General features: G+C 73.8%; 5 protein-coding genes (1 of these 5 running past the window's edge). All 5 read left to right on the forward strand.

The genetic code is table 11. The features are described 5' to 3' along the window. Tightly spaced (each overlapping or abutting the next), the 5 genes in view from QSK30_RS23120 to QSK30_RS23140 form a layout consistent with a single transcriptional unit that may run on beyond the window. On the forward strand, nt 1–1779 hold the full coding sequence (locus QSK30_RS23120; RefSeq protein ID WP_285505746.1) for a fatty acyl-AMP ligase: 1779 nt from the start codon (nt 1–3) through the stop codon (nt 1777–1779). Continuing rightward, nucleotides 1776–3371, forward strand: a complete 1596-nt coding sequence (locus tag QSK30_RS23125) for an acyl-CoA dehydrogenase family protein (protein WP_285505747.1) — start codon at nt 1776–1778, stop codon at nt 3369–3371. The genes QSK30_RS23120 and QSK30_RS23125 overlap by 4 nt, the downstream gene beginning before the upstream one ends. Then, nucleotides 3368–5032, forward strand: coding sequence for an acyl-CoA dehydrogenase family protein (locus QSK30_RS23130; RefSeq protein WP_285505748.1), 1665 nt, complete (start codon nt 3368–3370; stop codon nt 5030–5032). The genes QSK30_RS23125 and QSK30_RS23130 overlap by 4 nt, the downstream gene beginning before the upstream one ends. Next, nucleotides 5029–5310 carry an acyl carrier protein gene (locus tag QSK30_RS23135; protein ID WP_285505750.1) on the forward strand — a complete coding sequence of 94 codons (282 nt, stop codon included), beginning with the start codon at nt 5029–5031 and terminating at the stop codon, nt 5308–5310. Before QSK30_RS23130 ends, QSK30_RS23135 begins: the two co-directional genes overlap by 4 nt. Then, nucleotides 5307–14791 carry the start of a non-ribosomal peptide synthase/polyketide synthase gene (locus tag QSK30_RS23140; RefSeq protein ID WP_285505751.1) on the forward strand. 12232 nt of this gene lie beyond the right edge of the window, so only the first 9485 of its 21717 coding nucleotides appear in the window; it begins with the start codon at nt 5307–5309; its stop codon lies beyond the right edge, outside the window. Before QSK30_RS23135 ends, QSK30_RS23140 begins: the two co-directional genes overlap by 4 nt.

The following is a 14791-nucleotide window of genomic DNA, read 5'->3' on the forward strand; positions in this document are numbered from 1 at the left end:
ATGGCCGGATCGGGCTCGGCGGAACAATTGTTCAGTACTTTCCGAAAGCGCGTGGTCGACAACCCGGATGATCCCGCCGTGACATTCGTGTCCGATCTGGTGGATTCGCCGGACTATTCCGCGCTGAGCTATTCCGAACTCGACTCCCGCGCGCGCCGGGTCGCCTCCTGGCTGGCCGAGCGGTTCGCCCCCGGCGAGCGGGCGCTGCTGCTCTACCCGCCCGGCGTGGAGTTCGCCGTCGGCTTCTTCGCCTGCGTCTACGCCGGACTGGTCGCGGTGCCCGCCCCGGTGCCCGGCCGCTACCGGCACGAGCGCCGCAGGCTCGCCGGGATCGCCGCCGACGCCCGCGTGTGCGTGCTGCTGACCAGCGAAGACGCGGTCGCGGCGGTGTCGGCCTGGGCGGCCGAGGAGGGCGTGAGCGCGGTGTGCCACCCGTCCGACTCCGCGGCGGGCGACCCGGCGGCCTGGCGCGAACCCGCGGTGACCCCGGAGTCGGTGGCACTGCTGCAGTACACCTCCGGCTCGACCGGCAGGCCCCGGGGCGTGCGGGTCCGGCACCGCAACCTGCTGTCCAATGTGGACGCCATCTGCGCGGCGTTCGGCTTCGGCCGGGCGCAGCGCTACGGCAGCTGGATCCCGCTGCACCACGACATGGGGCTGATCGGCATGCTGCTGCCGGGGGTCCTGCGCGGGCGCGGGTACGTGCAGATGGACCCGGTCGCGTTCCTGCGCCGCCCGCACCACTGGCCGCTGCTGCTGGACCGCTTCGACGTCAACGCGACCGCCGCGCCGGACTTCGGCTACGACCTGTGCGCCCGTCGGGTCACCGACGAGCAGGTCGCCGGGCTCGACCTGTCCCGCCTGCACGGCGCGGTCAGCGGCGCCGAACCCGTGCGCGCCGACACCGTCGCCCGGTTCCTCGCCCGCTTCGCCCCCGCCGGGCTGCGGCCGGAGGTCCTGGTCCCGATGTACGGCCTGGCCGAGGCGACGTTGATGGTCACCGGTACCGCGCGGCGGGCGCCGGTGCGCACAGCGCTGGACCGGGCCGCGCTCGAACAGCGGGAGCTGCGGCCTGCCGCGAGCGGCGCCGCGCGCGACCTCGTCGGCTGCGGCGCCCCGCGCGCCGGGGAACTCCTCATCGTCGACCCGGACAACGCGGAACCGTTGCCGCAGGGGCGAATCGGCGAGATCTGGCTGCGGGGGCCCGGCGTCGCGGGCGGGTACTGGGACGACCCGGAGGCCACCGCGCGGACCTTCGGCGCCCGGCTGGCCGACGGGCGCGGGCCGTTCCTGCGCACCGGCGACCTCGGCGGGCTGCTCGACGGCGACCTGTACGTGACCGGCAGGCGCAAGGACACCCTGGTGCTGCACGGGCGGAACCTGCACCCGCAGGACATCGAGGGCGAGCTGCGCGAGCGGCACACCGAGCTCGACGGCCTGCACGGCGCGGTGTTCACCGTCGGCGGCCACGACGGCGCCACCGGCCCGGACACCGGCGAGGTGGTCGTCCTGGTCCACGAGATCCGCGGCCACTGGGGCCCGGACCACCTGGCCGCGGTCGCCGCCGCGATGAAGCAGACCGTGGCCAGGGAGTTCGGCGTGCCGGTCGGCGCGGTCGCGCTCGTGCGACCCGGCGCGGTCCGCCGCACCACGAGCGGGAAGGTCGAGCGCTCGGCGACGCGCCACCTGTACCTGTCCGGGCAGTTGGACGTGCTGCTGCTCAGCGAGGACCCGCTGGTCGCCGCCGCGCTCGGCCCGCTCCGCGAGGTGTCCGTGTGACCCCTGTGGACGCCGTGGAAGCGCTGATGGTGGGCGACGCCTGGTCGCCGGCCCTGCTCGCCGACCTCGACGAGCGGGACGCGTTCCCGGCCGGTGCCGTGGACTCCCTCGACGCGGCTGGGCTGCAGGCGCACTACGTGCTGACCCCGGACAGTGACTTCCACGAGATGGTGTCGCTGGTGCGCGCGGTCGCCCGTCGCGATCTGACCGTCGCGATCGCGCACGGCAAGACCTTCCTCGGTTCCGCCGCCGTCTGGGTCGCCGGGACACCCGCCCAGTGCGACCGGCTCGCCGACCGGGTCCGCGCGGGTGAGCCGGTGTGCCTGGCGCTCACCGAGCGAAACCATGGCGCAGACCTCTTGGCGGGCGAACTGGCCGCGACCGCGCTCGACACCGGCTGGCGGTTGGACGGCGAGAAGTGGCTGATCAACAACGCGGCACGCGCCGGGTTGGCCTGCGTGCTGGCTCGCACCGATCCAGCAGGCGGCGGCCGCGGGTTCAGCTTCTTCCTGGTCGACCGGCGACGCCTGCACAGCACCGCGTGGGAGACGCTCCCCAAGGTCCGCACCCACGGCATCCGGGGCGCGGACATCAGCGGGTTCGTGCTGCACGGCGCGGAGGTGGGGGAGGACGCGCTGGTCGGCGCGGTCGGCGATGGCTTGACCGTGGCGCTCAAGGCGTTGCAGCTGACCAGGATCGCGTGCGTCGCGCTGTCCCTCGGTGCGGCCGACCACGCGCTGCGGCTGGCCCGCGACTTCGTCACCACCCGCGAGCTGTACGGCCGGGCGCTCGCCGAGGTGCCGCACGTGCGTCGGATCCTCGGCCGCGCGGCGGCGCGTGCGCTGGCCGCGGAAGCGGTGAGCACCGTGGCCGCCCGGTCGGTGCGCGCGCTGCCGGGGGAGCTGAGCGTGACGTCCGCGATCGCCAAGGCGTTCGTGCCCGCAGTGGTGGGGGAGTTGCTCAGTGAACTCGCGGAACTGTTGGGAGCACGTGGTTTCCTCACCTCACCACCGGGCGTGGGCTTCGCCAAGCTGGAGCGCGACCACCGGGTCTGCGGGATCTTCGACGGCAGCACCGTGGTCAACCGGGTGGCCCTGGCCGGTCAGCTGCCCAGGCTCGGCCGCCTGCTCGGCAAGGGTCTCAGCGCCCCCGGACTGGCCGCCGCCGTCGACCTGGGTACCGAAACGCCCCCGTTCGACCGCTCCAGACTCGCGTTGGTGTCGGCGACGGGGAGCAGTCTCGTGCAAGCACTCCCCGCGGCGGTGAAGCGACTCCCCGCTGCCATAGCCCCGCTCGCGGACGCGCTCACCGCACGACTGGCCGCACTCGAGGCCGAGTTGGCGGGGTTTGTCCCCGTCGCGGGCGGCCTGCCGAGCAGCGCGTTCGACCTCGCCGAGCGCTACGAACGCACCTACGCGGCGGCGGCCTGCGTCCTGCTGTGGCAGGCGAACCACCACCGGGACCACACGTGGTTGCGCGCCTGCCTGGCGGTCCTGCTCGACGAGCCGGACGACGCCGCGTTCGAAGCCATGGCCCAGGTCTTGCTCACCTGGTCCGGGCAGGCGTTCTCTCTTCCGGGGGCAGGCGCATGAGCGCCACACCGAAGCGCGCCGACCACCTCGAGGCCCTCCTCGGCTCGCTGTCTGATGTGGACAATCCGGTGGGTTCGGCGGCCATCCTCGACGCCGACGAGCGCGCCGAGCCGCTTGTCGCGGGTGAGGCCGTGCTGGCCGCGTTCGACCTCAACGCCGAACTGGTCCCGCCCGAGCACGGCGGCCGGTTCGACCGGGTGGACCACCTGGTCGAGGTGCTGCGCTCGGTCTACCGACGCGACCCGGCACTCGGTCTCGGGTACGCCGTCGGGTCGCTCATCGCCGGTGTCGCCGTGTGGACGGCCGCCGACACCGAGCAGGCGGCCCGCGCCGCGCGGCTGCTCCTGGGCGGTGGCCGGATCGCGGCGGCGTTCCACGAGCTGGCGCACGGCAACGACATCGCGGCGGCGGAGTTCACCGCCACCCCGTCTGATGGGGGTTTCCTGCTCAGCGGCCGCAAGGAGGTCATCGCCGGTATTGGGCGCGCATCGGCTGCGGTGATCTTCGCGCGCACTGACCCATCCCCGGGACCGCGCAGCCACTCGCTGTTGCTCGTCGAGCCGGTGCCAGGGGAACCGTTGCCGCGGTTCACCACGGCCGGGGTTCGCGGGGTATGGCTCGGTGGCGTCGCGGTTGACCGACACCCTGTGCCCGAGTCCGCCGTGCTCGGCCGAGTGGGCGGTGGGCTGGAGACGGTGCTCAAGGCGTTCCAGGTCACCCGGACCGCGTTGCCCGCCATGGCCACCGGTGTGCTCGACACCGGTCTGCGCATCGCGGTCGACCACCTCTCGACCCGGCGCCTCTACGGCGGCGCGGCCATCGACCTCCCGCACGTCCGCTCGGTGCTGGCCGCCGCGTTCGCCGACCTGCTGCGCGCCGAGGCGTTCGCCACCGTGGCCGCGCGGGCGCTGCACCTGGTACCCGGCTCGGCGAGCGTGTACTCGGCGGCGGTGAAGATCGAGGTGTCCCGGCTGCTGCTCGACGCCATGGACCGGCTCGCCGAACTGCTCGGTGCGCACTCCTACCTGCGCGAAGGCCCCAGCGGGCTGTTCCAGAAGCTGCTGCGCGACCTCGCGCCGGTCGGTTTCGGGCACATCGCCCGCGCGACCGCGCAGCTGAGCCTGCTGCCCCAGCTGCCCACCCTCGCCCGCCGTTCCTGGGCGGTCCCCGGCCCCGTCCCGGTCGACCTGCTCGACCTGGACGCCGACCTGCCGCCGCTGCGCTACGACCGACTCGCGCTGCACGCCTCCGGCCGGGACCCGCTCACCGCCGGGCACGGCGCGCTCCTGGACTCGCTGCCGCCCGGACCGGTGCGCGCCGCCGCCGCGGCGGATCGCGCCGAACTGGCCGAACTCGCCCGGGTCTGCGCCGGACTCCCGGTCGCCGAGCTGGGCGCGGACGCGCGGCCCGCGCACTACGACCTGGTGACCCGCTACGTCCTACTCCTGGTCCGCACCGCCTGCCTCGGGGTGTGGCGGCACGCGCCCCCCGGCGACTTCCTGGCCGACCCGGCCTGGCCGCTCGCCGCCCTGCACCGGTGCGCGCCCGGCCGGACCACGCCGCTGCCGGGCCCGGTCGAGGACGCCCTCGTCACCGAGCTGCTCGACCGCCACGGCGGCAACCGTTCGTTCGGCGGCACCGCCCGCCCACTCGCGTCGTGACCACCGAAGGGACCCCGATGTCCGCGCAGACCCGAGACCTCCGCGACTGGCTGGTGGCACGCGTGGCCACCTACCTGCGGCGCTCGCCGCAGGACGTCGACCCCGCCGTCCCGTTGGCCGAGTACGGGCTGGACTCGCTGACCGCGCTGGCCATCTCGACCGACATCGAGGACGAGTACGACCTGGTCCTGGACCCGGCGCTGGCCTGGGACCACCCGACGATCGACGCGCTCACGGCCGTGCTGACCGGCCTCATCGAGGCGAAGGAGCGGGCATGAGCGGCCGCGCGCTGACCGCGGCGCAGCACGGGGTCTGGGTCGCCCAGCAGCTCGACCCGGACAGCGCCCTGTTCACCTGCGCGGTCTGCCTCGACATCCCCGGCCCGGTCGACCGCGACCTGATGGCCGAGGCGGTCCGGCTGGCGGTGGCCGAGACCGAGGCGCTGCGGGTCCGGTTCTCCGCGACGGACACCTCGGTCGAGCAGATCGTCGACCCGGGAGTCGTCGGCGAGCTGGGGTTCCACGACCTGACCGGTGCACCCCCCGGCACCGCCGAGTCCGTTGTGGACGATGAGCTGGCCCGGCCGCTGCGGGACCCGCTGTTCCGGCACCTGTTGCTCAGGCTCGGTCCCGATGAGCACCAGCTCTACTTCGGCTACCACCACATCCTGCTGGACGCCTACGGGCTGTCGCTCTACTGCACGCGTCTGCTGGAGGTCTACACCGCCCTGACCAAGGGGGAGCAGCCCGGCGCCGCGCGGTTCGCGACCCTGGACGAGGTGCTCGCCGAGGAGGCCACCTACACCGCGTCGCCCCGGTACGAGCGGGACAGTGCCTACTGGCTGGGCGAGTTCGCCGACGTCCCGGCCGCGACCGACCTCGGCTCCGGGGCCTCCGGGCTCTCGTCCAGCCTGCCCACCGTGAGCCGTGTGCTCGCGGGCGAGGTACTGGGCGCGTCCACGGGCCGCTGGGCGATACCGGTGATCGCCGCCATGGCCGCGTACGCACACCGCTCGACCGGCGCCACGGACGTCGTCGTGCGGGTGCTGATGGCCGCCCGGCAGAGCCCGGCCGCGCTGGCCACGCCGGCGATGCTGGTCAACGACGTGCCGCTGCGCGTGCGGGTCCGGCCTGCCACTGTATTCGCCGAGGTGGTCGAGCAGGTCACCGCCAGGCTGGCGGAAGCGACGCGCCACCAACGGTTCCCGGCCTCGCGACTGCGCCGCGCACTGCCCGCGCCCGCCACCGCCGAGGTCGCGACCGGTCCGACGGTCAACGTGCTGTCGTTCGCTACTCCGCGGTTGCGGGTGGGCGCAGTCGAAGCGGTGGTTCGCCACCTCGCGTCCGGGCCGGTGCGCGACGTGATCCTCGACGCCGCCGCCGACCGGGACGCGACCGAGGGCGTCGGGTTGACCCTGCACGCCCATCCCGGCCGGTTCACCCCGGCCACCGCCGCCGCACACCTGGACCGCTACACCCGGCTGCTCACCGCCGCCGTCGCCCAGCCGCGGCTTCCCATCGGGGCGCTGGAGCTGACCGAGTTCGTCACGTGGGGCGACACCGCGGCCGAGCGGCCCACCGGCTCGTTGGTCGAGCGGTTCGAGGCGCAGGACCCGGCCGCTGAGGCCGTCGTGTTCGAGGGTGCCCGGCTGACCTACGGCGAGCTGCACGAGCGCGTGAACCTGTTGGCGTGGGCGTTGCGCGACAACGGGATCGGCGTGGAGTCGCGGGTCGCGGTGCTGTTGCCGCGTTCGATCGACCTGGTCGTCGCGGTGTGGGCGGTGCTGAAGGCCGGCGCGGTGTACGTGCCGGTCGAGACCGGGTACCCCGCCGAGCGGGTCGCGCACGTGCTCGAGGACTCGGGCGCGGCCTTCGTGATCTCGACGGACAACGTGCACACCCTCGACGGCGGGCGCACCGACAACCCCGATGTGGCCGTGCGCGGGGACAACGCGGCCTATGTCGTGTACACCTCCGGGTCGACCGGCACGCCCAAGGGCACCGTCATCACGCACGCGGGCATCGGCAACCGGCTGTGGGGGATGCAGCGGGAACACCTGCTCACGCCCGCGGACCGCGTGCTGCACAAGACCCCGGTGGGCTTCGACGTGTCGGTGTGGGAGCTGCTCTGGCCGCTCACCCAGGGCGCGGCGCTCGTCGTCGCCCGGCCCGACGGCCACCGCGACCCGGCCTACCTCACCGAGGTGCTGCGCGCGGAGCGGATCACGACTGTCCACTTTGTCCCGTCGATGCTCGCGGCGTTCCTGGCCGACGGATCGGTGCCCGACTCGCTGCGGTTGGTGGTGTGCAGCGGTGAGGCGCTGCCCGCGGACCTCGTCCGCCGCCTTCCCGCCGGGCCGAGGCTGTACAACTACTACGGCCCAACCGAAGTGGCGATCGACGCCACCACCTGGCCGGTCGACCCGACCGATCCGGTCGTCCCCATCGGTACGCCGGTGTCCAACGGCGGAGCGTACGTGCTCGACAGCGCCCTGTCCCCGCTCCCGCCCGGTCTGGTGGGGGAGCTCTACCTCACCGGCGTCCAGCTCGCCCGCGGGTACCTCGACCGCGCGGCGCTGACCGCCGAGCGGTTCGTGGCCGACCCGTACAGCGGGCCCGGGTCGCGCATGTACCGCACCGGCGACCTCGCGCGGCGGCGGCCGGACGGCGTGCTGGAGTACGCGGGCCGGGCCGACGACCAGGTCAAGATCAACGGTCAGCGGGTCGAGCCGGGCGAGGTCGAGGCCGCGCTGGCCCGCGTGCCCGGCGTCGACCTGGCGGTGGTCCTCGCCCGCGCGACGGCCGCGGGGACCCGGCAGCTCGTCGGGTACGTCACCGGCGCGCCCACCGAAGATCCACGCCGATGGCTGGCCGACCGGCTGCCCGCTTTCCTGGTACCCGCGGTCGTGCTGACGCTACCCGCGATGCCGTTGACACCTAACGGAAAGCTCGACCGCGCGGCCCTTCCGGCCCCCGCCCGAGAGACTGCCGACCGGGCGCCCCGCGCGGGTGTCGAGACGATCCTGCGCGACTTGGTCGCCGAGGTGCTCGGCCTGCCCGGCCCTGGCCCGGACGACGATCTTTTCGTCCTCGGCGCCGACAGCATCCACGCCATCCAGCTGGTCGGCCGGGCCCGCCGGGCCGGGATCCGCCTCACCACCCAGGACGTCTTCGACCACCCCACGATCGCCGGACTGACCGAGGTGGCGCGCGAAGCCGTCCCGGAATCCACTTCGGACGACCCGGTCGGCGAGGTCACCGAGACGCCGATGGCGCGATGGCTCGCCGGGCGCGGTGGGCCGACCACGGGTTTTGGTCAAGCCGTCCTGATCGCGCTCGACCCTGCTACCCGGTTCGAGCACCTGGCCCCCGCCCTCCAACTGGTGCTCGACCGGCACGACGTCCTGCGCCTGCGTGGCACGAGCATCCAGCCGGTCGGTGCCGTCCGAGCCGCGGACTGCGTGGTCATCGGAACCGATGTCGAACACGAGCGAGAAGCCGCCCGTCGCAGGTTGTCCCCGGCCGACGGGATCGTCGTCCAGGCCGTGTGGTTCGCGAACCCGGCGCGGCTTCTACTCGTGTCGCACCACCTCGTCGTCGACGGCGTGTCCTGGCGTGTTCTGCTGCCCGACCTGGCCGAGGCGTTGGCTGCCGTCGCCGACGACCGCGAGCCGATCCTGTCCGAGCCGGGAACATCGGTCCGCCGCTGGGCCGCGCACCTCGCAGAACTCGCACAGAACCCACTGCTGGACAAAGAGATTCCGTTGTGGACGGAGATCTTGTCCACGACGGAGCCGGTACTCGGCGCTCGGCCACGTGATCCGGCCGTCGACCACGTGCGCACCACGCGCTCGGTCACCGTCACCGTCCCGCGCGAACTGACCGCGACATTGTTGGGCGAGTTACCCGCCGCGCACCGCGCCACCGTCGACGAGGTGCTGCTGGCCGCGCTGGTGACCGCCGTCGGCAGGCCGGTACTGGTGGACCTGGAGCGGCACGGCCGCGATCACCTCCCGGACCTCGACCTGGCCACCACGGTCGGCTGGCTGACCAGGCTGCACCCCGTCCGGCTCGACCCGGAACCGCGGCAGATCCGCCACGTCCGCGAGAGCCTGCGCACCCTCCCGTCCGGCGGCCTCGGGTACGGCCTCCTCGCGGACCGCGTCGAGGGCGCACGTCCCCAGATCGGTTTCACCTACCTGGGCAGCCTCGACGGCTGGGCGGTCGAGGCGTTCCACCCGCTCGCCGACCCGGACCTGGCTCTCGCGCACACCCTGGACATCGACGCCTACGTCCGCGACGGCCAGCTCACCGCCGTCTGGACCTTCGCGGGCGAGGTCCTGACCGCCGACGAGGTCAGCGCCCTGGCCGACTCCTGGCTGGCCGCGCTCGCCGACCTGGTCCACGCCGAGTCCGGTGGCCTCGCGCCGTCGGACGTCCCCCTGGTCCACATCGGACAGGACGAGCTGGACAAGCTGCCCGGTGCCGTCGATGTCCTCCCGCTTTCCCCGCTCCAGCAGGGTTTGCTGTTCCTCGCGCTCTACGAGGCCGAGGACCCCTACGTCGGCCAGCTCGTGCTCCGGGTCGACGGCGGCTTCGACCGCGAGCGGATGCGGGCGGCCGCCACCGAGCTGCTGCGCAGGCACCCGAACCTGCGGGCGGGTTTCCGCGGCCGGTCGGCGGGCGAGCCGGTGCAGGTGATCCCGGCCCAGGTCACGACCCCCTGGGCCGAGCGCGAGCCGGGCGACCTGGCGTCGTTCCTGGCCAAGGACCGAGCCCGCGGCTTCAGCGTCGTGCGCCCGCCACTGCTGCGGTTCAGCGCGGTCGGCGACCGGCTGGTGATCACCCACCACCACCTCCTGGTCGACGGCTGGTCCCTCCCGCTGCTGGTCGACGAGCTGTTCGCGCTCTACGGCGGCGATCGGCTGCCGCCTCCGACGCCCTACCGCGACTACCTCGCCTGGCTGATCGCCCAGGACACCCAGCACGCCCTGGGGGTGTGGCGAACCGAGCTCGACGGGCTGGCCGAGCCCACACTGCTCGCCCCAACAGGCAAGCCCGACGGCCACGCCGTGCACGAGACCGTGTTGCCGGAAGCGACCACCTCCGCCCTCACGGCGGCGGCGCGGGCTCGCGGGCTGACGCTGAACACCGTCGTCCAGGGTCTCTGGGCGGTGCTGCTGGCCGGTGCCACCGGCCGCGACGATGTCGTCTTCGGCGCCACGGTGGCGGGCAGGCCGCCGGAGCTGCCCGGCGTGGAGTCGATGATCGGGCTGTTCATCAACACCCTCCCGGTACGGGTCCGGCTGGACCCGGCCGAGCCGCTGGCCGCGCTGCTGTCAGACCTGCGCGCGCGCCAGGCCGCGCTCGCCGCGCACCAGCACGTCGGGCTGGCCGACCTGACCCGCGCCACCGGGCTGGGCGAGCTGTTCGACACCGTGGTCGCCTTCGAGAACTACCCGATGCGCCCCGGCCGGACCGTCGGCGGCCTGCGCGTGGCCGCGGCCGAGCTGGTGGAGCGGGCGCACTACCCGCTGGTGCTGTCGGTCTTCCCCGGCCCCGAGCTGCGGCTGCGGTTCGCCTGGCTCACCGGGCGGCTCGACCAGCCCGCCGTCGAGGCGCTCGCGGAGCGGCTGGTCGAGTCGCTGCGCCGGGCCGCGAGCGGTCTGGACACGCCGGTCGGTGACCTGGTCGTCCGCGACCGGGTGTCCACTGTGGTCACGAGCCGGGCGGTCGTGGTCCACCCCGGTGGCCGGGCGCCCGCGACACCGGACGAGCGGCGGCTGCTCGCCATCGTGGCCGAGGTCCTCGAGGTCGCCGAGCTCGGTGTCGACGACGAGTTCTTCGCCCTCGGCGGCACCTCCATCCTGATGATCCGCCTGGTGCACCGGGTGCGCGACGAGTTCGGCGTCCACCTGACCCTGCGCGAGGTGTTCGCCGCGCCCACCGTCGCCGGTCTCGCCGCCCGGCTGGCCGACCTGGCCCCGGGCGCGGCCGCCGTCGTGGCGGGGGAGCGGCCCGCGCGGTTGCCCCTGTCGTTCACCCAGGAGCGGATGTGGTTCCTGCAGCGGTTGCAGGGCGCGTCCGGGACCTACAACATCCCGCTCGAGATCCGGCTGACGGGCGAGCTGAACGTCCCGGCGCTGACCGCGGCGCTCGGCGACGTCGTCGACCGGCACGAGCCCCTGCGCACCGTCTACCCCGAGGACGACGACGGCCCCCGCCAGGTCGTCCTCCCGCCCGGCGGTCTCCGGCTCGACGTGGTGCGCGATCCCGAGCCCGACCTGGCGGCCCTGGCCGCGCGCCCGTTCGACCTGACCACCGAACGCCCGGTCCGCGCCACGCTGTTCGACCTCGGCACGGGTGAGCACGTCCTGCTGCTGGTGGTCCACCACATCGCCGCCGACGGCTCGTCGATGCGCCCGCTGGCCGACGACCTCTCCGCTGCCTACGCCGCCCGGCTCGCCGGGTCCACACCGGACTACTCGCCGCTTCCCCTGCAGTACGCGGACTTCGCGCTCTGGCAGCGGGGCGCGTTGACCGACGAGCTGGCCCGCCAGGTCGAGTACTGGACCGCCGCCCTGGCCGGGCTCCCGCAGGAGGTCAGCTTCCCGGCCGACCGGCCGCGCTCCGCTGTTCCCACCTACGGTGGCGACCACGTCGAGTTCACCGTCCCGCCTGCGCTCTACGCACGGGTGCTCGACGTCGCGGGCCGCACCCGGGGTACGCCGTTCATGGTGTTGCAGGCCTCGGTGGCGCTGCTGATGACCGCGCTGGGCGCGGGCGAGGACATCCCGATCGGCGGTGCCGTCGCGGCGCGGTCGGACTCGGTGCTCGACCGGGTCGTCGGCGTCTTCATCAACACCCTGGTCTACCGGTTCTACACCGCAGGCGACCCCACGTTCACCGAGCTGGTGGCCCGGGTGCGCGAGACCGGGCTGGCCGCCTACGCCAACCAGGACGTGCCGTTCGAGCGGCTCGTCGAGCGGCTGCGCCCGGAGCGGTCCCGCTCCAGGCACGCGTTCTTCCAGGTCATGGTGGCCTGGCTGGACTTCACCGACGCCGAGGTCGACCTCACCGGTCTGCGTGCGCACGCCGCGCCGGTCACCAACGGCACGGCCAAGTTCGACGCCCACTTCGACTGCGTCGTCGAGGACGGCGGCCTCCGCTGCCGCCTGGAGTACGCCACCGACCTCTACGACCGGCGCACCGCGGAGAGCGTCGTCGAGCGGTTCCTGCGGGTGCTCACCGCGGTCACCGCCGATCCGGACCTGCGACTGTCCCAAGTGGACGTCATGGGCGAGGTCGAGCGCAAGCTGGTGCTCGAGGCGTGGAACGAGACCGCGGGCGAGCTGGACGGCTGGTCCGTCGTGCCGATGCTGGAGGCGCAGGACCCGTCGCTCGAGGCCGTGGTCTTCGAGGGGGAGCGGGTCACCTACGGCGAGTTCAACACCCGGGTGAACCGGCTGGCGCGGGCGCTGCGGGCCCGCGGCGTCGGGCCGGAGTCGCGGGTGGCGGTGATGCTGCCGTACTCGGTCGACCTGGTGGTGGGGCTCTGGGCGGTGATCAAGGCGGGCGCGTCGTACGTGCCGGTCGACACCGGCTACCCGGCCGAGCGGATCGCTTACATCCTGTCCGACTCCGGCGCCGCGCTGCTGCTTGGTGAGTCCGATGTGGACGGTTTTGAGCGGGTAGACATGTCGGTGCAGCACGACGAGTCGGTCTCGGCCGAGGGCCTGGGCGTGCTCGCGCACGGCGACAACGGGTCGTACGTCATCTACACCTCCGGCTCCACCGGCCGTCCGAAGGGGACGATCAACACCTACGCCGCGATGGCGAACCGGTTCTACTGGATGCAGCTCGACTACCCACTCGGCCCCGGCGACCGGGTCCTGCAGGCGACACCGACCGGGTTCGACGTCTCGGTGTGGGAGGTGTTCTGGACCCTGTCCCGGGGGGCCACCCTGGTGGCGCCGAAGCCGGGCGGGCACCGCGACCCGGCCTACCTGTCGCGGCTCATGCACGCCGAGTCCGTCACCGTGCTGCACCTGGGCGCGTCCCGGCTGGCGGCCTACCTCGCCGAGGCCGACCTGCCGCCGACGGTGCGGCACGTCGAGTCCGGCGACGAGGTGATGCCCGCCGACCTGATCCGCCGCTTCCACCGGCGCAACCCCGGCGCGGTCCTGACCAACGCCTATGGCCCGACGGAAGCCGCCGTCGACGTCACCCGCTGGATGACCCCGCCCGACCCGGGTGTGGTGCTCATCGGCGGCCCGGTGCTCAACACGACCGCCTACGTGCTCGACGCGCGGCTCGCACCGGTGCCCCCGGGTGTGCGCGGCGAGCTGTACCTCGGCGGGATCCAGCTCGCCCGCGGCTACCTCGACCGCGCCGGGCTGACCGCCGACCGGTTCGTGGCCAACCCCTACGGCCCGCCCGGCAGCCGCCTGTACCGCACCGGCGACCTGGTGCGGTGGAGCGCGGACGGCGAGCTGGAGTACTTCGGCCGGGCCGACGGGCAGGTCAAGCTGCGCGGTCAGCGGGTCGAGCTGGGCGAGGTCTCCTCCGCCATGGCCGAGTTCCCGGGCGTGGTCCGGGCCGCCGCCGCGGTGCACGACCAGCGGTTGGTGGGCTACGTCGTGGCCGCCGGCCCGATCGACCACGACGCGCTGCGGGCCCGGCTGGCCGCGCGGCTCCCGGAGTACATGGTGCCGCCGGTGGTGCTGGAGCTCGACGTGTTCCCGTTGACCCCCAGCGGGAAGCTCGACACCGCGGCGCTGCCGGTGCCGGACTTCGCCCCGGTGTCCGGCCGGGCACCGCGCGACGAGCGCGAGAAGCTCCTCTGCGGACTCTTCGCCGAGGTGACCGGTGTCCCGGAGGTGTTCCTCGACGACGACTTCTTCGCCCTGGGCGGGCACTCGCTGTCCGTGGCCCGCCTGGCCAACCGGATCCGCACGGTGCTCGGCGTGGAGATCGAACTGGCCGCGCTGTTCGAGGCGACCACACCCGCGCGCGTGGTGTCCCTGTTGGACGGTGCTCGCCCGCGTCGAGCCGGTGTGCTGCCGCGTCCGCCGATGGACCGCGTGCCGCTGTCCTACGCGCAGGAACGCCTGTGGTTCCTCTACCGCTTCGAGGGACCGTCCGCGACCTACAACCTGCCGGTGGCGCTGCGGCTGTCCGGCGACCTCGACGTCCCCGCGCTCGCCGCCGCGCTCGACGACTTGGCCACCCGGCACGAGGCGCTGCGCACGATCTTCGCCGAGGACGAGCACGGTCCGCACCAGATGCTCCTGCCGTCGGTCCCCGCCTTGCGCGTGATCGAGACCGCCGATGTGGACGCCGCGCTCGCGGAGGCGGTGCGGGTGCCGTTCGACCTGGCTGTCGAGGCGCCGATGCGGCCCAGCCTGTTCGACCTCGGGGGCGGCGAGTACGTCCTGCTGGTCGTGCTGCACCACATCGCGGGCGACGCCGTGTCGATGGTCCCGCTCGCCCAGGACATCACCCGCGCCTACGCCGCGCGGTGCGCCGGGGCGGCGCCGGACTGGGCACCGCTGGAGGTCCAGTACGCCGACTACGCCGTGTGGCAGCGCGCGCTGTTGGGCACCGCGGACGACCCCGGCAGCGAGCTGTCCCGCCAGCTCGACCACTGGACCACCGCGCTGGCGGGGTTGCCCGAGCAGCTCGACCTGCCGGTGGACCGGGCCCGCCCCGCGGTGGCCTCCTACCGCGGCGAGATGGTGCCGTTCACCGTCCCAGCCGA

This window comes from Actinokineospora sp. NBRC 105648, assembly GCF_030269645.1.
Lineage (GTDB): Bacteria > Actinomycetota > Actinomycetes > Mycobacteriales > Pseudonocardiaceae > Actinokineospora.